Genomic DNA, 25,312 nt, shown 5'->3' with positions numbered 1-25,312 from the left:
GACTGTTCGCCCCGCCGTCACCGAGCGACGTACGGCTGAACGCCCGGGCTCAGTCCTTCACGGCGATACCCAGAGCATGGGCGAACTGCGGTGCCAGTTCGAGGAGTTGGGTGGAGCTGATGACGGCCCCCTTCAGCCCCTGGTGGCCGTCGGGCAGGCCGAGGCGGACGGCGCCCCGCAGGTCGACCCTGCTGAGCCCGGCGCCGCGCAGGCGGACCTCCTCCAGGGTGCAGCCGGGGAAGGAGACGTCGGTAAGCTTGGCCTCGCCGAAGTCCACGTCGCGCAGCAGGCAGTCCTCGAAGACGACGTCGCGCAGCACGGCGGCCCGCAGGTTGACCGCCTCCAGCTTGCAGCCGCGGAAGACCGTGCGGCGCAGCGCCGAGCCGTGCAAGGCGACACCGGCCAGCACACCGCCGGTGATCGCGCTGTCCTGCCACTCGGACTCGCTGAGATCACAGCCCACCCAGCGGCCGGCCTGCGCCCAGACCTCGTTGAAGCGGGCCTGGCGGAGCCTGACCCCGCTCAGCGTGACGCCGGTGAACGCGCACTCCAGGAAGGTCGCGCCGCCGGCCGACTGGTCCGTGTACTCGCCGCCGTCGAAGTGCACGGTGTCGTAGCGCTCGTCGCTGCGCAGCACCCCGGTGTGCGGGGTCAGCAGGTGGGCGTAGGGCAGGTCGGCCAGGCGGTCGGGGACGGAGAGCGGCATGGCGGGTGGCACCTCGCGATCGGTGGACGGGTCTCGCCCGCATGCTCGCACGCGCCACCGACAGGGCCCGGCCGCCCGGGCGGGCGGCCGGGCCGTTCCGGCTCCGGAGCGGTCGGTCAGCCGCGGGCCCAGAGGGAGTTGACCCGGCTGCGCTCGGCCGAGTTCGGGTACGGGTTGGTGCAGGAGGTGCCCGGGCCGCCACCGGACATCAGCTCGCTGCACGGGCCCGAGTAGTGGTCCGGCAGGCCGAGCACGTGCCCGGTCTCGTGGGCGGTGACCCGGGTGGAGTTGTACTGCCGGTTCTGCTGGTAGTCCAGGAAGATGTAGCCGCGGCCGTGCCCGTCGGTGCTGGCGTAGGAGCCGCGCGAGTCGTTGCCCTCGTAGTAGCGGAAGTCGGCGTTGGTGCCGGCCTGCAGCCGGACGTTGCTGACCGAGCCGTTCCAGATCTGGGCGCTCTGGGCTATCTGGTTGCGGAAGGTCGGCGCGCTTCCGGCGTCGTAGGTGACCACGACGGCCTTGAGGTACGGCGTGGCCGCCTGCTTGGCGAGCGCCGACTTCATCACGGCCTCGTAGAACGCCTGGTTGTCCGCGTCCTCGGCGGCCGAACCCGCGTAGCCGGCGGCGGCGGTGTAGCCCTGGACGGACGCGGCGGCCGGCGCGGGCGCGGCAACGGCCGTGGTGGGCAGGGCGGCCAGACCGGCCGCGAGCACCAGGCCGACGGCGGCGGAGAGCGTGCGGGACATGCGGTTCACGTGGGGGCTCCTGTTCGCGGGTACCGCGGCCGCTCTGGGGGTGGGCCGCGGTGAACGGGTGAACGGGTGAACGGTGGAACGGTGGAACGGTGGAACGGTGGTGGGACAGGCCCGGACGGTCCTCGGGTGTGCCGGAGGACCCGGCCTCGGGTGTTCCGGACGGTCCTCAGGGCGTTCCGGACGGTCGGGGCGGCCGGGAACTGTCCCGAACGGGGCGGTGGTCAGCGCGCGGTGGCGGCCAGCCCGTTCTGCCAGAGGGAGTTGACCCGGCGCCGCTCGGCCGAGTTCGGGTACGGGTTGGTGCAGGAGGGGCCGGGGCCACCGCCGGACATCAGCTCGCTGCACGGGCCGGAGTAGTGGTCCGGCAGGCCGAGCACGTGCCCGGTCTCGTGGGCGGTGACCCGGGTGGAGTCGTACTCCCGGTTCTGGGTGTAGTCGAGGAAGATGTAGCCGGAGCCGTGGCCGTCGGTGCTGGCGTACGAGCCGTTGCTCGGGTCGTCGCCCTCGTAGTAGGAGAAGTCGGCGTTGGAACCGGCCTGCAGCCGGACGTTGCTGACCGAGCCGTTCCAGATCTGGGCGGACCGGGCTATCTCGGACGCGAAGGACGGCGCGCTGCTGGGGTCGTAGGTGACCACGACGGCCTTGAGGAACGGCGTGGCGGCCTGCTTGGCGCGTGCCGACTTCATCACGGCCTCGAAGAAGGCCTGGTTGTCGGCCTTTCCGGCGCTCTTCTGCCCCGACGCGGGGGCCGTGTAGTGCTGCGCGGCGGCGGTGCCGGTGACCGGTGCGGCCGTCGCGGCGGTGGGCAGGGCGGCGAGGCCGGCGGCCAGGGCGAGGCCGAGGGCAGCGGAAAGGGTCCGCGGGATGCGGTTCATGTGGGGGGCTCCGATTATGCGAATGCCGCGGCCGGTGGGGGCCTGCCGCGGGGCACCGGATGATTTCCTGCCCCAGAGCTTCGGTCAGGGCGGCGGCCCGGCGGATGATGTCAACCGGCGATAGCGCGGGCCAATCTCCCCCGGGAGGCGGGGGTCGAGGCGGTCCGGGGCACGGGGCAGCTTCCTGTCATGTCCCTGGCGTCACACCCATTCGCCCGTTATGCTCCCGATGTGGAGCTCGACGTGAGACACCTCCGGGTGCTGTGCGCGATCGCCGACACCGGCAGCCTCCGCAAGGCTGCGCTGCACCTCGGCATGACCCAGCCCTCCCTCACCACCCAGCTGCACCGCATCGAACGGACCGTCGGCGGTGCGCTGTTCACCCGCGAGCAGACCGGCAGCCGGCCCACCGCGCTCGGCCACTCGGTACTGTCCCGGGCCCGGCCGGTGATCGCCGAGATGGCCGCCCTGGTCGCCGCCGCCCGGCAGGAGGCCCGGGAGGCCGCCGGCAGCGAACGCACCCGACGGCTGCGGATCGGCAGCGTCGGCAGCCGGGCGGTGGCGGCCTGGCTGCGCCGGGTGCACGAGCGGCTGCCGGAGACGGACACCACCATCCACATCGACATCTCGGCCAACGCCCTGCTGCGGATGGTCGCCGCCGACCAGCTGGACGTCGCCTTCGTGCACGAGAGCGAGGGCTTCCCGCTGCGGGTGCCGCCGGACGCCGAGCACCGCGTCCTGATGGCCCGGGAGCCGCAGTTCGTCGCACTCGCCGCGGGCCACCCCGCCGCCGCCCGTCCGGTGGTGCACCTGGCCGACCTCGCCGAGGACACCTGGATGGTCGACCCGACCGCCGACCACGAGTACGCGGCGATGCGCCGGGTGTTCAGCGAGGCCGGGCTCAACCCCCGGGTGGTGCAGGTGCGCGACAACACGACCGCCGCCGAGCTGGTCGCCTCCGGCGAGGCCGTCCGCCCCTGCCAGCCGACCTCCGCGGCCGGACCGGGCACGGTCGTCCGGCCGGTGCACGGCGACCCGCTGGCCGTCCGGTTACTGCTCGCCTGGCGGCCGCGCGCGCTCAGCCCGCCCGCACTGGACGCGCTGTACGGGGAGCTGCGCGCGGCCTACCTGGACCTCGCACAGGTCAACCCGGCCTACCGGGCCTGGCTCTCCCGGCAGGACCAGGCGCTGCACCACCTGCTCGGCCACTCCCCCGAGGGGGACCCTCGCGACGGGCAGCCGCCGGGGTCCCGCCCCTCGCTCGGCCGGGACGGTCGCGCGGGCACCCCGGCCCGGGACGGTCAGGGCGGCCGGGAGGGTCACGTGGGCACCCCGGCCCGGGAGGGTCACGCGGCCCGGTCCGGTGAGGCCGCGCGGGCGTGCAGCGTCACGCCCAGCGCCACCACGGCCGCGCTCACCAGACCCGCCGCCAGGACACCGGAGTCGCCGGCCGCCGTGCACGCCAGCACCGCCACCGAGGCGGCCGGCAGCAGCGCCTGCTCCGCCCCGGTCTTGACGTGCCGGGCGTGCAGCAGCCAGACGGTGAACAGGTAGAGCGCGGTCGGCACGGTCACCGTCGCGGTGGCCGCCGCCTGGGAGATGTGGGCCTTGTGCACGGCCGACTCCACCGCCACCTCCAGCCCGGCGCCGATCGCCGCCGCCGAGCCGAACACCAGGTAGTGGCCGTACCCCCAGAGGAACGCCTGCCGGTTGGAGCGCAGGTGGTCGTGGACCGGCCGGGCGAAGTAGATCCACCAGGCCGAGAAACAGATCAGCAGGCCGCCGGCGGCGACCGGAAGCAGCCGGCCCAGCCCCTCGTGCTCGTCCACGGCCGACTGCACGGCGACGGTCGCCGCCGCCACCGTCTCGCCGAGCACGATCAGCGTGAACAGGCCGTACCGCTCGGCGATGTGGTGCGGGTGCCAGGGGGTCTGGGTGCGCAGCTCGGCGATCACCGGCACGGACAGCTCGGCCAGGATGCCCAGCGGGATGACGTACGACCGGACGCTGTGCGGCAACAGCAGCACCACCACCCAGGCGATCTGGCAGGCCGTGATCCCGGCCGCGTACCGCAACGCGACCGTGCGCGCCTGCCCCTCCTCGCTGGCGGCGGCGCGCAGCCACTGGGTGACCATGGCGAGGCGCATCACCACGTAGCCGACCACCGAGAGCACCAGGTCCTGGTCGGCGAACATCCTCGGCACACCGGCCGCCAGGATCAGGACGCCGGCGATCTGCACCAGCGTGGTGATCCGGTACAGGACGTCGTCGCAGTCGTACGCGGAGGCGAACCAGGTGAAGTTCATCCAGGCCCACCAGATCGCGAAGAACGCGAAGACGTAGCCGGTCAGGCCGTCACCGTAGTGGCCGTCGGCCAGGTCGTGGGCGAGCTCCCGGCCCGCCTGGCCGACCGCGACCACGAAGCAGAGGTCGAAGAAGAGCTCCAGCGGGGTGGCGACCCGGTGCGGCTCGTCCCGGCTGCGCGGGACCATCCGGCGCAGCGGGTGCCGGTCGACGGGGTGCGGGCGGTGGGCTGCGGCGGATTCGCTGGTCATGGGCGGGGTCTCCGGGCTCCGGGACGGGCGGGCTGCGCCGTCCCGCCGCATCCTGGCAGCGGCCCCGGCCGGGCGCACGCACCGGCGCGGCCACCGTACGGCGGGGCCCGCGCCGGTAGCACGCGCCGGTGGCCTGCGGGGCCGCACCGGTAGCCCGCGGGGCCCGCGCCGGAGGCCTGCGGGGCCGCCGCCGGCGTGCCGCCCGGGCTGTGGCGGAGCCCCGCCCGGGAGCCGCCCGCATGCCCGGTTTCATCCGATTTGCCGTGCCGTCAGCGAGAGTTGACGCCCGGGTGCGCGAACCGGGTGACAGCTCGACGGGTTTCCGGCGCGCCCGCCGTGTACGGCACGGCGGCCCGGATCACCCCGCTAGATTCTTCCCCGGTTGGAAGCGGGCGGGTCCGGAGGGGACCCCACGACACGGGTGGCCTGCGGGCATCGCGGAAGGTCAAGGCCGGTGGCAGGAGAGCGGGGGCGGCAGAGCCGTCCTCCCCGTGTCCGCACCACCGGCCTCGTGATCACCGCGCTGCTCGCCAGCGCCTGCCGTGCCGCCCCCGCCACCCCGGGGCCCGCCGAAGCGGACGCGGTGGCTACTTCTCCCAGCCCACCTTGGCGTAGTCGGCGCCGGCCAGGCCGAACGCACCGTAGTTGGCCAGCCCCTTGCGGACCGCCACCACGGTCGGCCGCTGGTACAGCTCGACGGTGTGGCCGAGCTCCCAGATCCTGGCGTCCGCCTGGTTGTAGAGCTTGGCGGCCTCCACCGGGTCGACCGTGCCGGCCGCCTTCTTGAGCAGTTCGTCGATCTCGGGCGTACCGAGCTTGGAGTAGTTGCCGAAGACGTTGTCGCCCTGCGGCAGCCGGAAGTTGAGCAGGCTGCTGGAGAGCGGGAACGAGTCGGTGTTGCGCCAGCTCGCGATGTCGAACTTGCCCGTGTTCACGTACTTGGTGAAGAAGTCGTTGGACGGGACCTTGTCGAGTTCGACCTTCACGCCCGCCGCCAGCCACATCGCCTGGGCGGCGGTGGCGAGGTCGAGCTGGGCCTGCGGGGTCGCGTCGTTGATGACGAAGTGCAGGGTCAGCGGCTGGCCGTCCTTGGTGCGCGGCTGGCCGCTGCCGGCCTCCTTCCAACCCGCCTCGTCCAGCGCCTTCTTGGCGGCGGCCAGGTCGAACTTGGCCCACTCGCCGGAGTTGTCCTGGTAGCCGGCCTGGTTGGGCATGAGGATGTGGTTGCCGAGCGGCTTGAACTCCACCGGCACGCCGTTGTTGGCGATCTTGATCAGCGCGGAGCGGTCCAGCGCCTTGCCGAGCGCCTGGCGCACCTTCTGGTCCGCCAGCGCACCACCGCCGCCGAACGAGAGGTGCACCTCGTCCCACGGGCTGGCGGACCGGATCACGGTGTCCTTGGCGTCCTTGAGCTGCCCGTACGCCGTCGCGGTGCCCGCCGTGGCGAGGTCGATCTCGTTGTTGAGGAACGCCTGCGTGGTCGCCGACTGCGACATCACCCGGAAGGTGATCTTGTCGGTCTTGGCCTTCGCCCCCCACCAGGCCTGGTCCGGGACGAGCGTGATGGTCTGCGCCGTCTTGTCCATCGTGCCGATCTTCAGCGCCCCGGCCGTGATCGGGATCTTGTCGATCCAGCCCTTGTTGAAGTCGTCCGCGGTGCCGATCCCGGCCGCCGGGACCAGCGGGCGGAACAGGTTCTGCCAGTCCGCGTACGGCTCCGAGAAGGTCACCTTGACCTCGCTCGCGTCGGCGCCCTGCTCGACGCCGGAGATCAGCTCGTAGCCGGCGGAGTCGGCGATGTTGTAGCCGTCCTTCTTGCCGTTGCTGGCCTCCCAGTCCGCCTTGAAGTCCAGGTAGCCGAGCGGCTTGCCGTCCGACCACTTGGCCTTCGGGTTGAGCTTGTAGGTGATCACCTGCGGGGAGGTCGAGGTGACCTTGGCCTCCAGCAGGTAGTCGGTGACCGGCTTGAACGTGCCGGACTCGTCGGTGGTGAAGAGGTTCGGCTCCAGCACTCTCATGATCTCGACGCCGTCGCCGTAGCGGCCGTCCACCTGGAACGGGTTCCACTGCGTGATCCACTGGTACAGCGGGAGCCGGACCTCGCCGCCGTCCCGCAGCTGGTCCGGCGACTTGGCGTTGATGTCGATCGAACCCTGCTTGGGGGGCTCGCTCTTGGCCACGCCGTCGGCCGACCCTCCGCCGCCCGAGGTGCACGCGGTGGCCGCGAGCGCCACGGCGAGAGCGAGCGCGGCGGCCCGGCCGAAGCCGCGGGCGGATGTGCTGGAAGCGTCCATGAGGGGTCCCCCCGTGAAATGACTGGTTGTGAGAGTCGGGCGTCGCAAGGTGTGGCGAGGCTTGAGCGTGGGCAGCCAAGTCGGTGCCGGCGGACCGAACGTAACAGCGGATCAGGACGAGTACCAGGGGGAGGAGTTCACCTCTGATCCAAACGAAACAGGCCGCAACACTGCCGCAATACCGCGGCCGTGCACCGGTGCCACACTCGTGACCTGCACCTTTCCCTCACGGCTCGAACAGGGCCACCGACCGAAGGCCACCCACCGATGCCCACCAGACGCGTCGGCCCCGCCCCCACCCCGGGCGGCCGCTGATGCTCCGCTACCTGGCGAAGCGGCTCAGCTACTACGCGGTACTGCTGATCGCCGCCGTGTTCCTGGCGTACGCGCTCTCCGCCGCCGCCCTCCAGCCGCGCACCTACTTCGAGGCCAAGGTGCCGCGGCCGTCCACCGCCTCGGTCGAGCGGCAGCTCACCGACCTCAACCTGAACGACCACACGCCGGTCGTCGAACGGTTCGGCCACTGGGCGGGCGGCCTGCTGCTCCACGGCGACCTCGGCCGCACCATCCACGACACCCCCGTGATGGACGACTTCCGCCGCCGGATCTGGGTCTCCCTGCGACTGCTGCTGATCGGCAGCCTGCTCGGCATGGCCCTGGGCGTCGCCGCCGGAGCCTGGAGCGCGGTGCGCCAGTACCGGATATCGGACCGGCTGCTCACCGCCTTCTCCTTCCTCCTGCTCTCCACCCCGGTCTTCCTGGTGGCGCTCTTCCTCAAGAACGGCGCCATCGCCGCCAAGGACGTCGCGGGCCACGAGGTCGTCCCGTTCACCGGCTACGAGACCCCCGGCCTGACCGGCGGCCTCGGCACCCACCTCGGCGACTGGGCGCTGCACCTGCTGCTGCCCACCCTCTCGCTGGCGCTCGGCGGCCTCGCCACCTACAGCCGCTACCAGCGCGGCACCATGCTCGACGTGCTCGGCTCCGACTACCTGCGCACCGCCGAGGCCAAGGGCCTCACCCGCAACCGCGCCCTGCTCAAACACGGGCTGCGGACGGCGGTGATCCCCATGTCGACGATGTTCGCCTACAGCTTCCTCGGCATCTTCACCGGCGCCGCCTTCACCGAGACCATCTTCGGCTGGCACGGCATGGGCGAGTGGTTCATCCAGTCCATCAACGAACAGGACGTCAACGCGGTCGTCGCCGTCAACCTGTTCGCCGCCGTCGTGGTGCTCGCCTCCGGCTTCCTCGCCGACACCCTGCACGCCGCCCTCGACCCGCGTGTGCGGTCATGACCGGAGGAGACCTGCTGTGACCGCCGTCGTCGCGGAGTCCTCCGCGCCCACCCCCGACCCCGCCGCCGCTCCCGGGCCCGCCCCCGCCGTGGCCGGCCGGGGCCGGATCGTCCTCGCCCGGCTGCTCGCCGCCCGCTGGGCGGTGGCCGGCACCGTCATCGTCCTGCTGCTGTTCGCCCTCGCCTTCGGCGGCCAGTACCTCACGCCCTGGGACTACGCCACCCCGGACTACAACGCGCTGCGCCAACCCCCCTCCGGCACCCACTGGTTCGGCACCAACGGGGTCGGCCAGGACGTCTTCGCGCAAACCGTCCGCGGCCTGCAGAAGTCGCTGGTCATCGGCCTGCTGGTGGCGCTCTTCTCGACCGTGCTGGCGTCCCTGTTCGGCGCCTGCGCCGGCTACTTCGGCGGCTGGACCGACCGGGTGCTGATGTTCGTGGTGGACCTCATGCTGGTCTTCCCCAGCTTCCTGATCATCACCATCATCTCGCCCCGGCTCAAAGGCGCCGGCTGGCTCGCCTTCGTGCTGCTGCTCGCCCTCTTCAACTGGATGATCACCGCCCGGGTGGTCCGCTCGATGACCATCTCCCTGCGGGAGCGCGAGTTCGTCCGGGCCGCGCAGTTCATGGGCGTGCGACCGCTGCGGATCATCACCCGGCACATCCTGCCGAACGTCGCCTCCTTCCTCATCATCGACGCCACCATCGCCGTCGGCGGCGCCGTGATGAGCGAGACCGCGCTCTCCTACTTCGGCTTCGGTGTGAAGGCCCCCGACGTCTCGCTCGGCACCCTGCTCGCCGCCGGCACCTTCGACGCCCCGACGTTCCCCTGGCTGTTCTACTTCGCCGCCGGGCTGCTGGTGCTCTTCGTGCTGGCCGTCAACCTGATCGGTGACGGGCTGCGCGACGCCCTCGACCCCACCGCCGAGGCGGCCCGGGCCCCTCGCCGCCGCCCCCGTTTCCGGAAAGAGCGGAACCGCACGTGACCACCACCGTCGAAACCCCGCTGCCCGCAGCCCCGCTGCTGCACGTCCGCGACCTGCGGGTCGACTTCGCCGGGCCGCGCGGCACCGCCGTCCCCGCCGTCCGCGGCGTCGAGCTCACCCTGCGGCGCGGCGAGACCCTGGGCATCGTCGGCGAGTCGGGCTCCGGCAAGTCCGTCACCGCGCTGGCCGTCCTCGGCCTGCTGCCCGGCACGGCGACCGTCCACGGCTCCGTCCGGCTGGACGGAAAGGAGCTGATCGGCCTGCCCGGCCGCGAACTCGCCGCCCTCCGCGGCCGCCGGGTCGCCATGGTCTTCCAGGACCCGCTCTCCGCCTTCACCCCCGTCTACCGGATCGGCGACCAGATCGTCGAGGCCCTGCGGATCCACCAGCGCCTCGACAAGCCGGCCGCGCGCAGGCGGGCCGCCGAACTCCTCGACCTCGTCGGCATCCCGGCGCCCGACCGCGCGCTGGACAGCTTTCCGCACGAGTTCTCCGGCGGCATGCGCCAGCGCGCGATGATCGCCATGGCCATCGCCAACGACCCCGACATCCTGCTCGCCGACGAGCCCACCACCGCGCTGGACGTCACCATCCAGGCCCAGGTGCTCGACGTGCTGCGCACCGCCCAGCGGGAGACCGGCGCCGCGCTCGTCCTAGTCAGCCACGACCTCGGCGTCATCGCCGGAATGGCCGACCGGGTAGCGGTGATGTACGCGGGCCGGGTGGTGGAGACGGCCGGTGTGGACGAGCTGTTCGCCGCGCCCCGCCACCCGTACACGCTCGGGCTGATCGGCGCGGTGCCACGACTGGACGCCCGCGGCGGACCGCTCGTGCCGATCCCCGGCACGCCCGCGCCGATGGCCGAGCTGCCGGCCGGCTGCCCGTTCGCCGCCCGCTGCCCGCTGGTCGAGGACCGGTGCCGGACGGCGGAGCCCGGGCTCGGGGGCGCGGACGGGGGCCGGGGCGGGGGCCGACTCGACGGGGGCTCCGGCGTTGCGGGCCCCGGGGTCGAGGGCTCCGGCGTTGCGGGCCCCGGCGATCATCTGGCGGCGTGCGTCCGGGCCGGGGAGCTGGCCGAGCGGCGGCCGGCGCCGGCCGAGGTGTACCCCGTGCCGGTGGTGCCGCCGGCTTCGGCCGGGGGCACTGCCGGGGTGGGTGCCGCCCGGGAGGAGCGCCCGCCGGTGCTCTCCGTCACCGGCCTCACCAAGACGTTCCCGCTGCTCAAGGGCACTGTCTTCAAGCGCCGGATCGGCGAGGTCTACGCCGTGGACGGCGTCGAGCTGGACATCCGGCAGGGCGAGACCCTCGGCCTGGTCGGCGAGTCCGGCTCCGGCAAGTCCACGACGCTGTTCGAGCTGCTGCGGCTCGCCGCCCCCGAGTCCGGCCGTATCGAACTGCTCGGGCAGGACACCGCCGCACTCTCCCGGGCCGACGCCCACCGGCTCCGGGCCGAGCTGCAGATCGTCTTCCAGGACCCGATGGCCAGCCTCGACCCGCGGATGCCCGTCGGCGACATCGTCGCCGAACCGCTGCGCGCCCAGCGCGCCGCCCGCGAGGAGATCGCCCGCCGGGTACCCGAACTGCTGCGGCAGGTCGGCCTCGACCCGGCGCACGCCGTCCGCTACCCGCACCAGTTCTCCGGCGGGCAGCGGCAGCGGATATCGATCGCCCGCGCGCTCGCCGTCCGGCCCAAACTGCTGGTCCTCGACGAACCGGTCTCCGCGCTGGACGTCTCCATCCAGGCCGGCGTGCTCAACCTGCTCCAGTCCCTCAAGGCGGAGCTGGGCCTCTCCTACCTCTTCGTCTCGCACGACCTCTCGGTGATCCGGCACCTCGCGGACCGGGTCAGCGTGATGTACCTCGGGCGGACCGTCGAACAGGGCGAGGTCTCCGCCGTCTTCGACCACCCCCGCCACCCCTACACCCGCGCGCTGCTCTCCGCCGTCCCCCTCCCGGACCCGGCCGCCGAACGGGCCCGCACCCGCATCCTGCTGCCCGGCGACCCGCCCTCGCCAACCGCGCGCCGCACCGGCTGCCCGTTCCGCACCCGCTGCCCCGTCTACGCCGGGCTCGACGCCGGGGCACGCACCCGCTGTGAGACCGAGGCCCCGCCGCTGACCGGCCCGGCGCCGGACGTGGACCACCGGGCGGCCTGCCACTTCCCGGAGTAGCGGCCCGCCGGCACGGTCCTCCGGGAGCAGCAGGAGCAGGCACCGCCGGGAGCGGGAAGTCGGACCGGCCGACTTCCCGCTCCGGGGGCGGCGGTCGCGGCTGCAGTTGTGGCTGCGGCTGCGGCTGCGGCTGCGGCTGCGGCTGCGGCTGCGGCTGCGGCTGCGGCTGCGGACTGTATGCCGGCGGCTCGGGGCCTGGTGTGCCAACGCCCGCCGACTTGGTCACGGAGCGTGTCCGACTGGTGGCGATTCGGCGGATCGGGCCGACCCCGTGTAATGTTCTCCAGGTCAGCAGGCGCCGCTAGCTCAGTTGGTTAGAGCAGCTGACTCTTAATCAGCGGGTCCGGGGTTCGAGTCCCTGGCGGCGCACATGGCAAGGTCTCAGGCCGTCCACTCCGGTGGGCGGCCTGAGGCGTTTCCGGGCGGGTAGGTACCAGGGGTACGCGGTGTCGCTCGCCGCCCGACCGTTGGAGGTACCCGTCCGTGACTCCGCCGAACACGCGCTCGATCCCCGAGGAGCTGTTGCTGCTCTGCGCCGATCCGGTGCGCGGCCGACTGCGCACCCCGTACTCCACCCTGCACCGGGTGATCGCGGGCGGCGTCGTCGCAGAGCTGCTGATGAGCGGCGCGATCACCGTCGAGGGGCGGCGGATCACCGGGTTCCAGCCGCTGGGCGCGCACGACGAGGTCGGGGCCGGCGTGCTCGCGCGGCTGGAGAAGGCGGGCAAGCGCGATCAGCGGCTCGGCCTGGACCTCGTGATCCGCCGGGTCCCGCGCAAGCCCGGGCCGGCCCCCTTCCTCGACCGGCTGACCTCCGACGGCCTGCTCGTGGTGGAGACACGCCGCTTCCTCGGCCTGCCCTACCGGCGCCATGCGGCAACGCGGCCGGCCATGGGACAGGAGATCGCCGCGCGGGTGGCCGCCACGCTCGCGCACGAGGGCGATGAGTCACCGGCGGCCGAGCGGGACCGGCAGCTGGCCGGGCTGATCGGCGCGGCGCGGCTGGAGCGCCGGCTCTACCCGGGGTCGGCGGGCGCCCCGACCCGGCGGGCCGTGCGGCGGCTCACCAAGGAACTGCCGATCGCCGGGGCGGTCCGGCGGGTCATCACCTCGGACTCCGCGGCGGGCAGCACGAGCTGAGCCGGGCTGCCCCGGCTGTCGGGCTGCCCCGGCTGCCCCGGGGAGGGACGCGGGCGGGCGGTCGTGCCCCGGTGCGCGGGAAGGCCGGCGCGTCACCGGCGGGCAGCCGGGCGCCTCGTCGGGCAGCCCGGCTCAGCACGTGTCGAGGATCGCCGAGGCCACCGCGTCCGGGCGGTCGAACATCATCAGGTGGCCGGCCGGCGCGGTGGTGCGGAAGTCGGCCCCGAGCAGCGCGGCGAGGTCCCGCTGGCTGCCCAGCCACTCCTGGGTGCGGCGGATCCGGCACCCGTCGTCGGCGGCGAGCACGGTGACCGGCAGTTCGTCCGGCAGTGGCGCGGCGACGCGCAGTTCGGCCAGCGCGGCGGCCAGATCCAGGTAGGCCGCGTTCTCCCGGAGCAGGGCGCGCAGGGCCCGCCCGGTCCGGTAGCAGTGCCGGACCAGCGGTGCCGGCGCGAGGTCCTCGCGGCGGACGGTGGACGCCCGGGCGACCAGACGCCGCACGGTGGGCCCGATCAGGTAAGGCACCGCGACGGCCGTGGCCGCGCCCGCGACCGTGCGGGCCGCCAGGTCACGCAGCCCCGGCGCCGGAAGCGGCCGCGGATCCGGTTCGACGCTGCCGTCCAGCAGGACCAGCCCGGCCGTCCGCTCGGGGTGGAGCCGGGCGAAGGCCTCCACGTGGAACCCCGCCAGTGAATGGCCCGCCACCGTGCACGGCTCGCGCAGCCCGAGCGCGTCCAGCACGCCCCGGATGCGCTCCGCCTCACCCGCCAGCGTCGGGCCGGACCGGCCGGCGGCCTCCGGCGCGCTCAGCCCGTAGCCGGGACGGTCGAAGCGGACCACGGTGCGGAAGGGAGTGAGGAAGGGGACGACCAGATCCCAGTCGAACCAGCTGCTGCCGAGCCCGCCGGTGAGCAGGCAGACCGGGCCGCTGCCCTCGGTCCGGACGTGCAGGGGCGTGCCGTCGATACGCAGGAACATCGCCGCCGAGGCCGCTCCGGCCGCCGCCCCCATGCCCGCTCGCGGCCCTGCTCCTGCCCCCGAGCCTGCCCCCGGCCCGGTCATCGCGGCTCCACCTCTTCGCTGCGGGCTTCTCGTTCGCTGCGGGCTTCTCGCCCGGTCCCCCGCTCTTCCCCAGCCGGTTCCTCGCCGGCCCGCTCCTGGCCGGCCCGGACCAGGCGCGCGGCCGGCACGGCCGACCAGAGCGCGACCAGAACCACCTCCAGCGCCCAGGCCGTGTACGCCACCGCGCTGAGCAGCAGAAGAGCGGTGACGACGATGAGCCGAGCGTTCCGGCGACCGGGGCGGGGGCTGGACACGTTTCCACCCTAACCGGGCAGAAAAGTCCACCCCAACCGGGCGGAAACGGGCATCCTGGCTCGGCAATGAACACTCGACCGCCCCCGGCGGTGCGAGGCACCCCTGCGGACCGTGTATTGTTCTCCGAGTCAGCAGGCGCCGCTAGCTCAGTTGGTTAGAGCAGCTGACTCTTAATCAGCGGGTCCGGGGTTCGAGTCCCTGGCGGCGCACAGACATTGGGGAGCCTCTCGCAGCAGCGAGAGGCTCTCCGATTTTTTTGCCCATCGACGTCCGTTTTGTGTGTGATGTCGGTCTCGCTTGCCGCTCCGGTGGAGCCAACCGACCCGTTCGACGCGTTTTGGGCTGTAAACCGGAAATGGGACAAAGGTTCCCGACCCCCGATGTCCCACGCCGTGCAGGCCGGCACGGTCCGATCGCAGGAAAGGCCGCCGCTTTGTCCAGAAACGCCCGGAGCGGCCGCCGCGTGCCGACCGTCCGTCTCCGCCCGGTGAAGAGCCTGAAGCGTTCGTCGGAGCGCCCCGTCGGCGGCGCCGGAGGCACGAACGGTGGCGGGACCGGCGGCAGGAAGGCCCGCCGCCCGAAGCGCACCGGCTGGCGCCGGCTGATCCCGACCTGGCGGCTCACCCTGCTCGGCTTCACCGCCGCCCTGCTCCTCGGCGTCGGCTTCTTCGCCCTGGGCATCACCCTGGTGAAGGTGCCGGACGCGCACGCCGCCGCGACCGCCCAGAGCAACACCTGGCTCTACCAGGACGGCTCGGTGATCGCCCGGACCGGCCAGACCAACCGGCAGAACGTCCCCCTCGACAAGGTCTCCCCCGCCGCCCAGCACGCCGCGCTCGCCGCCGAGGACCGCAACTTCTACCACGAGGGCGCCGTCAACGTGCCCGGCCTGGTCCGCGCCGCCGTCAAGACCGCCAAGGGCGAGGGCACCCAGGGCGGCTCCACGATCACCCAGCAGTACGTGAAAAACACCTACCTGAGCCAGAAGCAGTCCATCACCCGCAAGGTGAAGGAACTCTTCATAGCGATCAAGGTGGATGCCACCCAGTCCAAGGACGACGTCCTCTCCGGCTACCTCAACACCTCCTACTACGGGCGCGGCGCGTACGGCATCCAGGCCGCCGCCCAGCAGTACTTCGGCGTCGACGCGTCCGCGCTCGACCCTGCCCAGGGCGCCTACCTGGCCGCCCTGCTGAACGCACCGAGCGCGTACGACGTCGCCACCGCCACCCCGGCGGGCAAGCAGAACGCGGTGAACCGCTGGAACTACGTCCTGGACGGCATGGTGAAGGAGGGCTGGCTCTCCGCCGAGGAGCGGACCGCCACCGCCTTCCCCGAGGTCAGGGACCCGCAGGCCCAGCTCGGCCTCTCCGGCCAGGCCGGCTACCTGGTCAACGCCGCGACCGAGTACCTCACCAGCAACCAGATCATCGGCGAGTCCGAGCTGGCCAAGGGCGGCTACACCATCAAGCTGAGCATCGACCCGGCGCGCCAGCAGGCCCTCCAGGACTCCGTCCAGGTGCAGTTGCACGACACCCTCAACCCGGACAAGCGGAAGAAGGACGCGGCCGCCCAGGCCGGCGCCGTCTCCGTCGACCCGAAGACCGGCGCCGTGGTCGCCCTCTACGGCGGGGCCGACTACACCAAGCACTACATCGACAACGCGACTCGGCGGGACTACCAGGCCGGCTCCACCTTCAAGGCGATCGCCCTGGCGGCGGCCCTGGAGAACGACGCCAAGACCCAGTCCGGCCAGACCGTCACCCCGCGAACCGTCTACGACGGCACCAGCGGCCGCAAGGTCCGCGGCGGGAAGGGCACCCCCTACGCACCGCCGAACGAGGGCGACAAGAGCTACGGCCAGATCACCCTCCAGCAGGCCACCGACTGGTCGGTGAACTCGGCGTTCGCCCAGCTCGCCCAGGACACCGGACTGCAGAAGGTGCGGGACACCGGCATCGCGCTCGGACTGCCCAGCAGCACCCCTGGCCTCGAGCCGGTACCGTCCATCCCGCTCGGCGCCGCCACCCCGAGCGTGCTCGACATGGCCGGCGTGTACGCCACGCTGGACAACGGCGGCAAGCAGATCACCCCGTGGCTGGTGCAGTCGGTGGACCGCGAGGGCGAGGCGCTCCAGCTGCCGGCCCACAAGACCACCCAGGCGATCGGCGAGGAGACCGCGCGCGAGGTGACGGCCATGCTCCAGGGCGTAGTGAGCGACCCGGGCGGCACCGGCTGGCGCGCCAAGTCCCTCGGCCGCCCGGTGGCCGGCAAGACCGGCACGACCGACGACCAGAAGTCGGTCTGGTTCGTCGGGTACACCCCCGAGCTGGTGACCTCGGTCGCCCTGTTCGGCCAGGACCCCGCCAGCGGCGCCCAGGTCAGCCTCAGCGGTACCGGCGGGATCGACGGTGCGGCGGGCGGCCAGTACCCCGCACAGATCTGGACCAGCTACATGAAGGCCGCGCTGAAGGGCCAGCCGGTCACGGACTTCCCCTCGCCCTCGGACAAGGGCGACTCCTGGTCGGGCGGCAGCGACACGCCGTCGGGCGGTTCGGACAGCTCCTCCACCCCGTCCGGGGCTCCGTCCACCCCGGCCTCGCCCGACGGCGGCGCGGGCTCCGGCGCCTCGCCGAGCGGCTCGGGGACGTCCGGCTCCTCGGGGACGTCCGGTGGGCAGGGCGGCTCGCGCCCCGGCGGCGGGGCGACCACCGCGCCCACCCAGCCGACCGCCCCGCCCACGTCCCAGCCGACCACTCAGCCGACCGGCAGGCCCACCCGGACGCCGACGCCGACGACCGGCCCGACCACCGCGCCGACCACCGGCCCGACCACCGCGCCCCAGCCGACGGGCGGCACGGGCGCCGCGGGCGGGTCGAGCGGGTCGGGTTCGGGCACCGGGGCGAACGTGCTGGCGGGGACCGGGCAGTAGCGGGGCGGCCGGTCGGTCGGTCAGTCAGTCGGCTGGCCGGTCGGCTGGCTGTTGGCTGGTCGGTCGGCCGGTCGGGCCACCGGACGGCTGCTGGTCGGGGTGCCGAGCGGCCATTGCGCGGCGGTGGGCAGTTGTCCGTAAATCTGCCGTTGCGCACAGTTGGGGGCAGGACCAAATGCCGGAATGGCGCCTTACCGAACCGATGGCATGACTGTCACAATGCGTCGGTGTACAGCTCAAAGCCCCTGCTCGGCCGATCCTCGGGCAGAACCCTCGGTCTCACCCTCGCACTGGTCTCCGCCGTCTCCTTCGGAGGCTCCGGCACAGCCGCCAAACCGCTGATCGAGGCCGGCCTCTCGCCGCTGCACGTGGTCTGGCTCCGGGTGACCGGCGCCGCCGTGGTCCTGCTCCCGCTCGCCTACCGCCACCGCGACGCGGTGCTCCGGCGGCCCGGCGTGCTGCTCGGCTTCGGCCTGCTCGCCGTGGCCGGTGTCCAGGCCTGCTACTTCGCGGCCATCTCCCGGATCCCGGTCGGCGTCGCACTGCTCATCGAATACCTCGGGCCGCCGCTGCTCATCGGCTATGTGAAGTTCGTCCAGCGCAAGCCGATCAGCCGGGGCTCGGCCATCGGCGCCGGCGTCGCCGTGGCCGGACTCGCCTGCGTGGTGGAAGTCTGGAACGGCCTGAGCTTCGACGCCCTGGCCGTCCTGTTCGCCCTCGGGGCGGCATGCTGCCAGGTCGGCTACTTCGTCCTGGCCGACGCCGGAAGCCGGGGCGACCGCCCCGTCGACCCGCTCGCCCTCAGCGCGTTCGGCCTGCTGATCGGCGCCGTCGTGCTCACCGCGTTCACCAGCCCGTGGAACGCCGACTGGGGCCTGCTCGGCGGGAACGTCGTCATGAACGGGCACTCGCTGCCCGCACTGATCCCGGCCGCCTGGATGATCCTCATCGCGACCGTGCTCGCCTATCTGACCGGTGTGATCGCCGTCCAGCACCTGTCGCCCCCGGTCGCCGGGGTAGTGGCCAACCTGGAGGCGGTCGTCGCCACCGTCCTGGCCTGGATCCTGCTCGGCGAGCACCTGGGCGTGCCGCAGACGGCCGGCGGCCTGCTCGTCCTGGCCGGCGCCTTCGCGGCCCAGGCGAGCAAGCCCGCCACGGCATCCGCGGAGGTGGACGCGGAGGAGGACGCGGCGATGGGCGCGGAGATGCCTGACGCGGGCGCGGCGGCGGGAGAGGCGGAAGCGGCGGCGGGCACAACCGCGCTGGGCGAGCGGCTCGCACGTGCTGCCGCGGAGCGGGGCGTCGGAGGGCAGGACATCGCAGGGCAGAGCATCGGAGAGCACGGCGTCGGAGGGCAGTGTGTCGAGGACCGGCCCGTTGCCGAGCCCGGGGTCAGTGGCCGACCCAGCCGAACCAGTCGAGGTGATTGAGCGGCCACACCACGGCCGAGACCGGCCCGACCACGTTGTCCACCGGCACGGCGCCGCCACCCGGGCCGCGCTGGTGGTAACGCGAGTCGGCGGAGTCGCTCCGGTGGTCGCCCTCCACCCAGACGTAGCCCTGGGGCACCGTCACCGGGCCGAAGTCCAGCCCCGCGCAGGAGTCGTCCCCGGGGTGGAGGTACGGCTCGTCCACCTTGGTTCCGTTGACGGTCAGCGTGGTGCCCGAACACTGCACGGTCTGGCCGCCCGTCGCGATGACCCGCTTGACCAGGTAGTTGTCGTCCTTCGGCGGCACCAGGCCGACGAAGCTGAGCGCCGAGCCCACTGCCCGCGAGATCGGGTTGCCGTCGGTCGGCTGCGGCGGCAGCCAGTCCCCCGGGTCCTTGAACACGACCGGTTCGCCCTGCTTCGGCTCCCAGCCGGTGAGCGGGGCGAGCTTGTTCACGCCGACCCGGTCGCCGATCCGCAGCGTGTTCTCCATCGACCCGGAGGGGATGGTGAACACCTGGAACAGGCAGGTCTTGATCAGCAGCGCGACCACCAGCCCGACCGCCGCCATCGCGGGGATCTCTATCCACCACGGCCGCTGACGACGCCCCGACCGCCGGTCCTTCGATCCCCTCGGCGGCTTCGGGCCGCTCGATGACCTCCCGCCCTTGCGCGTCTTCCGGCTGCGCGCCCGCCGCGCCGCAGCACGGCCGCCGACGGGCGCATCGGAATCGCCGGGATCACCGTGGCCGGCGCCGGCGGCCCAGGCCTGGCCGGTCCCGGCATCGCCGTGCGTATCGGGCAGGTTCACCGCCATCGTCGCTGCTCCACCTCTCCGGCTGGGGGAACCTGCACGCTACGCCAACCGCGAAGCCTCGCGAAATCGGGCATTTACCCGCGCCAGACATCACGCCCCGGGTACGGGCCTCCGCCGCGCCCTCTGCGGTCGGCGAGTCCGGAGACGATCTCGAGGGTAGTCCGCCGATGCCCGGGAAGGCCCGGAATCCCCCTGAAGGCAGGGGAACCCTCTGTAAGGCCGGGAAGGCCTGGGAACGACCGGAAGGCCCGAGAATGGCCCTGAATGGCCCTGAATGCCTCTGAATGACCCTGAAGGCCCTGAGGGCTCTGAGGGCCCGGGCGGCCTGGAGGCGCCCCGGGGGCGCCGGGGCGGGTTCGTCAGCCGGCGACGTTCTGGCCGGTCACCGCATCGCTGGCGATCTTCTCGTGGTGCCGGATGACCTCGGCGATGATGAAGTTGAGGAACTTCTCCGCGAACACCGGGTCCAGGTGCGCCCCGGCAGCAAGCTCCCGCAGGCGCTTGATCTGGTCCCGTTCCCGGGCCGGGTCGGCCGGGGGCAGCTTGTGCTCGGCCTTGAGCCGACCGACCCGCTGGGTCGCCTTGAACCGCTCGGCCAGCATGTGGACCACCGCGGCGTCGATGTTGTCGATGCTCTCGCGCAGGCTGGTCAGCTCGGCCCGTACGGCATCGTCGATCCCCTTGGGCAGTCCGGCATCGGGGGTCGTGGGGTGATCCGTCATCGGGGCGGCTCCGCGGCTCTCTGGTTGGTGGGCACCCGGCCGTCCGAGGCCGGGGATCAGGCCCGGGCAAATCTAACAGGGCACCCGGTCCGGATCCGCACCATTTGGCGTATCCGTCCACGATCCGGACAGCGCCTGGACCAGCGGTCGCCTCCGGCCCCGAGCCTGCCGGTTTCCCGCCACGGCACCTCCGGGCGCTTCCTGTGATCCGCCCCCGGCCTGCCCGTAGTCTGGTGCCCGGCATGACCGGAAGTGACGACTCAGCAGTTCCTCAGTGATGGAGGTACCGATCGTGGCAACCACTCGCACCGCACGCACCGCTTGGGAAGGCAACCTGCTCGACGGCAAGGGCCAGGTGACCTTCGCCTCGTCCGGCATCGGCGAGTACCCGGTCTCCTGGCCGGCCCGGGCCGAGGCGCCGAACGGCAAGACCAGCCCGGAGGAGCTCATCGCGGCCGCTCACTCCGCGTGCTTCTCGATGGCCCTCTCGCACGGCCTGGCCGGCGCGGGCAACCCGCCCACCAAGCTCGACACCCAGGCCGATGTCACCTTCCAGCCGGGCACCGGCATCACCGGCATCCACCTGACCGTCATCGGCGAGGTGCCCGGCCTGGACGAGGCCGGCTTCGTGAAGGCCGCCGAGGACGCCAAGGCGAACTGCCCGGTCAGCCAGGCCCTCACCGGAACGACCATCACCCTCACGGCCAAGCTGGCCTGACCCTCCGACGATTTCGGCGGGACCGCGACCACGGAGCGTTGCGGCCCGGCCGGACGGCGCGTTCCGGCGCTCGACAAGCGCCCTGGGGCGCACTGTGGAGCACACGCCCCTGGTGCACATCATGTGATGTGCACCAGGGGCGTCCGCATGTACCGCCACACATAATCGGAAAGCGGGCGAATCACCCTGGCGGCGGTTACCGCGCGTTGCCGCCGCGTCCTATGATCGGCCGCAACGCCCTGTTCTTCACGCGGATCCCCGCCCGAGCGCTCCTCCGCGAGCGCTCCGCACCGGACTGCGAGGACCTCGACAGAGTGCGGGAGCCGGCCGCCGCAGTTCCGGGTGACCGGCCGGACCAGCGTCAAGCGTCAGCAGCGGACGGGAGCATGCCGTGCCGGGCCAGAACGAGGGGGCCGACGCACACCACCCAGGCGTGCGGCACGAGGAACCGCAACACCACCGCCGCCTCCGGTCTCCGATCCTCCGGCCCGCCGACGACAGCGCCGCCGGCAACGCGACCAGTGGCGGGCCCACCGACTTCGGCCCCGTCAACGGCGGTTCCGGCAAGGGCGGCTCCGTCAACGGCGGCTCCGTCAACGGCGGTGCCGGCAAGGACGGCTCCGTCAACGGCAATCCGACCAACGGTGCCTCCGGCAACAGCAGTCCGACCACCGGCGCGGCCGTCGGCACCGCTCTGGACGACACCCGCCGAAGGGCCGTCGACACCACGAACGGCGTCGACACCGCGAACGGCGGCTCTTCCCCGGGACTGCCGAAGGCTCCGCCCGGCGCCGACGCCGGCCCCCGGGACACGGAGCGTGCGGGTGGCGCGGGCGGCGCCGACATCGTCCTCTGCCCGACCTGCTCGGCCCCGCTCGCCAGTGGCACGCACCGGCCCGCCGACGTGGTGGGCCTGCCACCCGGAGGGCCCGACCGGCTGCTGGCCGCACTGAGCGCGAGCGAGTCCCGGTTCCGCGCCGCCTTCTGCGACGCCGGCATCGGCATGGCCCTGATCGACCCCGAGGACCGGATCATCGAGGTCAACCCCGCCTTCGCCGCCCTGATCGGCTGCGGGGTCGGCGAACTGGTCCGCACCCCCATCCGTGAGGTCATCGACCCGGAGGGCATGCCGGACCGGCTCTTCCCCGCGCTGGTCCGCGGCGAACGCGAACGGCTCCGTGTCGAGAAGCAGCTCAGGCACCGCGAGGGCCGCACGGTCTGGAGCAAGGTGACCATCTCCCTGATCCGGGACGGCTCGGGCACTCCGCTCTACACCCTCGCGATGGTCGAGGACATCACCGAGCAGCGCCGGCTCGGCGACCGCCTGGAGTACCAGGCCCTGCACGACCCGCTGACCAGGCTTCCCAACCGGACGTTCTTCTTCGAACGGCTCGACGCCGCCTGCCTCTCGGTGACGGCCGGCCCGGTGGCCAGGAGCGGGGGCACGGTGGGCGGCCCGGGTGCGATTGGCGGCCCGGGCGCGGGAGCGGACCCTCGCGGGGACTCCGGGGCGGCGGACGCGGAGGCAGGTACTCCGGCGGCGGGTGCAGTCGGAGCGGGTGCAGCCGGAGCGGGTACTACCGCGGCGGACGGCCGCCGGGTGGGCGTCTGCTATCTGGACCTCGACGGCTTCGCCGCGATCAACGAGACCCTCGGACACCACATCGGCGACCAGTTGCTGATCGCCGTCGCCACCCGGCTGCGCCGCGGGTTCTCCGAACGCGGCGCCCACCTGGTGGCGCGGATGGGCGGCGACGAGTTCGCCGTCCTGGTGACCGACAGCCGGGGCAGCGACCAGCTGACCGAGCTGGCCGCCCGGATCCTCGAAGCGCTGGAGCGCCCCTTCGACGTGGCCGGGCACCGGCTGGTGGTGACCGCCAGCGTCGGCGTCGTCGAACGCTCCGTGCACGAGACCACACCGACCGACCTGGTCAAGGACGCCGACGCCACCCTCTACTGGTCCAAGGCGGACGGCCGGGCCCGCTGGACCCTCTACGACCCGGACCGAGGCGCCCACCAGCTGACCCGCCAGCTGCTCACGACCGCACTCCGCCCGGCTCTGGAACGCGGCGAGTTCACCATCGAGTACCAGCCCCTCGTCGGCCTCGCCGACGGGGCTGTGCACGGCGCGGAGGCCCTGGTCCGCTGGCGTCACCCGCGCTACGGGACGCTCTCCCCGGACCGCTTCATCCCGCTCGCCGAGGAGTCCGGCGCGATCGTGCCGCTCGGCAAGTGGGTCCTGGAGGAGTCCTGCCGTCAGGCGCACCGCTGGCTCACGGAGTTCCCTGACACCGAGACCTTCGTGAGCGTCAACCTGGCCGCCCGCCAGATCTGGGACTCTGACGTGGTCGCCGACGTGGCCCAGGCGCTCGACAGCACCGGCCTGCCGGCCCGGCTGCTGCAGCTGGAGATCACCGAGAGCGCGTTGCTGGGCCCCGGAGGGCGACCGTTGCAGGCTCTGCAGGCCCTCGCCGACATGGGCGTCCGGATCGCGATCGACGACTTCGGCACCGGCTACTCCAACCTGGCGTACCTCTCCCGGCTGCCGGTGCACGTCCTGAAGCTGGACGGCACCTTCATCGAGGGATTCCGTGACCCGGCCCCCGCCGGCCGGCCGGAACTCCCCGCGTTCAGCTCCCGCCGGAGCGACGCCGACGAGCAGATCGTCGGCGCGATGGTGCAGCTGGCGCACACGCTCGGCCTGACCGTCACCGCCGAGGGGATCGAGAGCGCGGCCCAGGCCGAACGGCTGCGGCTGACCGGCTGCGACACCGCCCAGGGCTGGTACTTCGCCAGGCCAGGCGAGGCCGAACTCGTCGCGGCCATACTCCGGGAGAGCCGCCCAGGGGTGGACGGAGCGCCCGGCGGCGCCCTGAGCGGTAGGGCGCCTGAGCGGTAGGGCGCCCGAGAGGAGCGACCGCCCGCCGGGCTCCGCCGACTGTGCCGCCGGTCCGGGCGTAGGGGCGGAGCGGGGCCAGGGAGGACCGGGCGTAGGGCGGACCGAACTGCCTGGCCCGCTACGCCCAGGCCGCCCCTACTCCCCGCTCAGCCCGTAGGCCTGGGCGATCAGCCCGTACGAGCGGTAGCGGGCCTCATGGCCGTGGATGTGCGAGGTGACCATCAGCTCGTCCACCCCGGTCCGCTTGCGCAGCGCCTCCAGGCCGTCGGCCACCTCTCCGGGCGCCCCCAGGACGACATTGCCCAGCCAGTCGTCGACGAAGTCCGCCTCCACCGGGCTGTACGGGTAGGCCTCGGCCTCCTCCGGTGTGGGGATCGGCCCCGGATTTCCGCGCCGCAGCCGGAGCATCCCGAGCGCCGCCGAGCGGGCCAGCCTGCGGGCGGAGGCCTGGTCGTCGGCCGCCACGGCGCTCACCCCGATCAGGGCGTACGGCTCGTCGAGCACGGCCGAGGCACGGAACGACGAGCGGTAGAGGTCGAGGGCCGGGATGGTGTTGGTGCTGCTGAAGTGGTGCGCGAAGGCGAACGGAAGGCCGAGCCGCCCGGCCAGCTGGGCACTGAAGCCGGACGAACCGAGCAGCCAGACGGGCGGGCGCCCGTCTCCCTTCGGAACGGCCGTGAGCCGTGCATAGGGGTGGCCGGCCGGGAAGTCACCGTCCAGGAAGTGGGTCAGCTCGGCCAGCTGCTGGGGGAAGTCGTCGGCCCCCTCGGCCAGGCCTCGGCGCAGGGCCCGGGCGGTGGCCGGGTCGGTGCCGGGCGCGCGCCCGAGCCCGAGGTCGATACGGCCGGGGTGCAGCGCCTCCAGCAGGCCGAACTGCTCGGCGATCGCCAGTGGGGCGTGGTTGGGCAGCATCACCCCGCCCGAGCCGAGCCGGAGCGACGTGGTGTGGGCCCCGAGGTGGGCCAGCAGGACCGCCGGGGTGGAGCTGGCGACGCCGGGCATGCCGTGGTGCTCGGCGACCCAGAAGCGGTGGTAGCCCCATTCCTCCGCGCTGCGGGCCAGTGTCGTCGTCGCGGCCAGTGCCTCGGACGGGGTGTAGCCGACGCCGACGGTGGCCAGGTCCAGGATGGAGAGCGGCGCGGGGGCCGTGCCGCGGACGGTGCCACGGATCGCCGCACCGGTCTGCGGCTCGGGCCCGCGCTCCTGCTGGTCGTCGGTGGTCATGCCGTCCGCCCTTCTGGCCGCCCTGGCGGCCGCTCCTGTGGCCGTCGTGACGGCCACCCTCGAGGCCATCTCTCGGGCCGTCTTCATCGCCGTCTTGATGACCGTCTTCATGGCCGTCTTGATCGCCGTCTTGATGACCGTCTTGATGGCCGTCTTCATGGCCGTCTTGATCGCCGTCTTGATCGCCGTCTTTTCGGCTGCGACGACCGCGCGCTTGGCCGACGGTCGCTGCTGCCTGCCGACGGACGTCAACCACGCCACGGGTCCGGGTGTTCCCGGCTCCCGGAGCCCGGTCTCCGTCGCCGCGGCCCGGCGCGGGCCATGTCGCCACGCGACGGACCGGCGCGAGCCGTGCCGCTGCACGACCGGCGAGCGACCGCCTGCCTACCGACCGTTCGGCTGACTCACAGCCAGCGGACGGACACGGCTGGCGACTTCACGCCACCGCGGGAAGTCGCCAGCCGCAGGGCTCGCGAT

At 73.0% G+C, this 25,312-nt stretch carries 17 protein-coding genes, 2 tRNA genes and 2 pseudogenes; 11 read left to right on the top strand and 10 right to left on the bottom strand.

Going from position 1 to position 25,312, the window contains the following annotated elements; all coding sequences use genetic code 11:
* Positions 1 to 49: 49 nt before the first annotated feature.
* The 3 genes from ACZ3YO_RS34855 to snpA (ACZ3YO_RS34845) all read right to left on the bottom strand — a co-directional run bounded on the left by ACZ3YO_RS34855 (position 50) and on the right by snpA (ACZ3YO_RS34845) (position 2,333).
* Entirely contained in the window at positions 50 to 706 is a 657-nt protein-coding gene (locus ACZ3YO_RS34855) for a pentapeptide repeat-containing protein (RefSeq protein ID WP_465577589.1), read from the bottom strand.
* Between the two features lie 116 nt (positions 707 to 822).
* The gene (gene snpA / locus ACZ3YO_RS34850) at positions 823 to 1,449 is read right to left on the bottom strand and encodes a snapalysin (protein ID WP_465577665.1); all 627 of its coding nucleotides are present in this window, start codon (positions 1,447 to 1,449) and stop codon (positions 823 to 825) included.
* Positions 1,450 to 1,679: 230 nt separating this feature from the next.
* Positions 1,680 to 2,333, bottom strand: coding sequence for a snapalysin (snpA, locus tag ACZ3YO_RS34845; protein ID WP_465577587.1), 654 nt, complete (start codon positions 2,331 to 2,333; stop codon positions 1,680 to 1,682).
* A 189-nt stretch (positions 2,334 to 2,522) separates the two neighbouring features.
* Between snpA (ACZ3YO_RS34845) and ACZ3YO_RS34840 the strand changes: the two are divergent.
* A pseudogene (locus ACZ3YO_RS34840) lies at positions 2,523 to 3,395 on the top strand (LysR family transcriptional regulator); the annotation flags it as partial.
* A gap of 284 nt (positions 3,396 to 3,679) precedes the next feature.
* Here ACZ3YO_RS34840 and ACZ3YO_RS34835 read toward each other — a convergent pair.
* On the bottom strand, positions 3,680 to 4,888 hold the full coding sequence (locus ACZ3YO_RS34835) for a low temperature requirement protein A (protein ID WP_465577585.1): 1,209 nt from the start codon (positions 4,886 to 4,888) through the stop codon (positions 3,680 to 3,682).
* A gap of 587 nt (positions 4,889 to 5,475) precedes the next feature.
* Positions 5,476 to 7,182 carry an ABC transporter family substrate-binding protein gene (locus ACZ3YO_RS34830; RefSeq protein WP_465577583.1) on the bottom strand — a complete coding sequence of 569 codons (1,707 nt, stop codon included), beginning with the start codon at positions 7,180 to 7,182 and terminating at the stop codon, positions 5,476 to 5,478.
* Between the two features lie 314 nt (positions 7,183 to 7,496).
* On the opposite strand from ACZ3YO_RS34830, the gene ACZ3YO_RS34825 reads away from it, so the two are divergent.
* The 5 genes from ACZ3YO_RS34825 (at position 7,497) to ACZ3YO_RS34805 (ending at position 12,776) form a co-directional block, all read left to right on the top strand.
* Positions 7,497 to 8,480: an ABC transporter permease gene (locus ACZ3YO_RS34825; protein ID WP_465551519.1), complete on the top strand. Its 984-nt coding sequence runs from the start codon at positions 7,497 to 7,499 to the stop codon at positions 8,478 to 8,480.
* A gap of 16 nt (positions 8,481 to 8,496) precedes the next feature.
* Positions 8,497 to 9,465 carry an ABC transporter permease gene (locus tag ACZ3YO_RS34820; protein ID WP_465577581.1) on the top strand — a complete coding sequence of 323 codons (969 nt, stop codon included), beginning with the start codon at positions 8,497 to 8,499 and terminating at the stop codon, positions 9,463 to 9,465.
* Complete coding sequence (locus tag ACZ3YO_RS34815) at positions 9,462 to 11,636, top strand: dipeptide ABC transporter ATP-binding protein (RefSeq protein ID WP_465577579.1); 2,175 nt, start codon at positions 9,462 to 9,464, stop codon at positions 11,634 to 11,636. Before ACZ3YO_RS34820 ends, ACZ3YO_RS34815 begins: the two co-directional genes overlap by 4 nt.
* 295 nt (positions 11,637 to 11,931) lie before the next feature.
* Positions 11,932 to 12,005 (top strand) — tRNA-Lys (locus ACZ3YO_RS34810).
* A 114-nt stretch (positions 12,006 to 12,119) separates the two neighbouring features.
* A complete protein-coding gene (locus tag ACZ3YO_RS34805) occupies positions 12,120 to 12,776 on the top strand; it encodes a GOLPH3/VPS74 family protein (protein ID WP_465577577.1) in 657 nt (218 codons plus the stop codon).
* 132 nt (positions 12,777 to 12,908) lie between these two features.
* Here the strand turns inward: ACZ3YO_RS34805 and ACZ3YO_RS34800 are convergent, their stop codons facing one another.
* Together ACZ3YO_RS34800 and ACZ3YO_RS34795 are read right to left on the bottom strand one after the other, a co-directional pair.
* The gene (locus ACZ3YO_RS34800) at positions 12,909 to 13,754 is read right to left on the bottom strand and encodes an alpha/beta fold hydrolase (protein WP_465577575.1); all 846 of its coding nucleotides are present in this window, start codon (positions 13,752 to 13,754) and stop codon (positions 12,909 to 12,911) included.
* An 80-nt stretch (positions 13,755 to 13,834) separates the two neighbouring features.
* Positions 13,835 to 14,092, bottom strand: coding sequence for a hypothetical protein (locus ACZ3YO_RS34795; protein WP_465577573.1), 258 nt, complete (start codon positions 14,090 to 14,092; stop codon positions 13,835 to 13,837).
* Positions 14,093 to 14,228: 136 nt separating this feature from the next.
* Here ACZ3YO_RS34795 and ACZ3YO_RS34790 point away from each other — a divergent pair.
* From ACZ3YO_RS34790 to ACZ3YO_RS34780, 3 genes and pseudogenes are all read left to right on the top strand, one after another.
* Positions 14,229 to 14,302 (top strand) — tRNA-Lys (locus ACZ3YO_RS34790).
* Positions 14,303 to 14,556: 254 nt separating this feature from the next.
* Positions 14,557 to 17,025: a transglycosylase domain-containing protein gene (locus ACZ3YO_RS34785; protein WP_465577571.1), complete on the top strand. Its 2,469-nt coding sequence runs from the start codon at positions 14,557 to 14,559 to the stop codon at positions 17,023 to 17,025.
* Between the two features lie 245 nt (positions 17,026 to 17,270).
* A pseudogene (locus tag ACZ3YO_RS34780) lies at positions 17,271 to 18,278 on the top strand (EamA family transporter); the annotation flags it as partial.
* Positions 18,279 to 18,417: 139 nt separating this feature from the next.
* On the opposite strand, the gene lepB reads toward ACZ3YO_RS34780, so the two are convergent.
* Positions 18,418 to 19,026, bottom strand: coding sequence for a signal peptidase I (lepB, locus tag ACZ3YO_RS34775; protein ID WP_396322658.1), 609 nt, complete (start codon positions 19,024 to 19,026; stop codon positions 18,418 to 18,420).
* A 605-nt stretch (positions 19,027 to 19,631) separates the two neighbouring features.
* Complete coding sequence (locus ACZ3YO_RS34770) at positions 19,632 to 19,994, bottom strand: chorismate mutase (RefSeq protein ID WP_465551533.1); 363 nt, start codon at positions 19,992 to 19,994, stop codon at positions 19,632 to 19,634.
* Positions 19,995 to 20,286: 292 nt separating this feature from the next.
* Here ACZ3YO_RS34770 and ACZ3YO_RS34765 point away from each other — a divergent pair, with 292 nt between their 5' ends.
* Both ACZ3YO_RS34765 and ACZ3YO_RS34760 read left to right on the top strand, forming a co-directional pair.
* The gene (locus tag ACZ3YO_RS34765) at positions 20,287 to 20,712 is read left to right on the top strand and encodes an OsmC family protein (RefSeq protein ID WP_465577568.1); all 426 of its coding nucleotides are present in this window, start codon (positions 20,287 to 20,289) and stop codon (positions 20,710 to 20,712) included.
* Between the two features lie 904 nt (positions 20,713 to 21,616).
* Positions 21,617 to 23,611 (top strand): putative bifunctional diguanylate cyclase/phosphodiesterase, encoded by a 1,995-nt coding sequence (locus ACZ3YO_RS34760; RefSeq protein WP_465577663.1) that lies wholly within the window; start codon positions 21,617 to 21,619, stop codon positions 23,609 to 23,611.
* A 135-nt stretch (positions 23,612 to 23,746) separates the two neighbouring features.
* Here the strand turns inward: ACZ3YO_RS34760 and ACZ3YO_RS34755 are convergent, their stop codons facing one another.
* Positions 23,747 to 24,835, bottom strand: coding sequence for an LLM class flavin-dependent oxidoreductase (locus tag ACZ3YO_RS34755; protein WP_465577661.1), 1,089 nt, complete (start codon positions 24,833 to 24,835; stop codon positions 23,747 to 23,749).
* Positions 24,836 to 25,312: the final 477 nt, after the last annotated feature.

This window comes from Kitasatospora sp. NPDC022785 (assembly GCF_055561295.1).
Note: the sequence above shows the minus strand (reverse complement) of the source record. Positions and strands in the feature narration are given on the sequence as shown.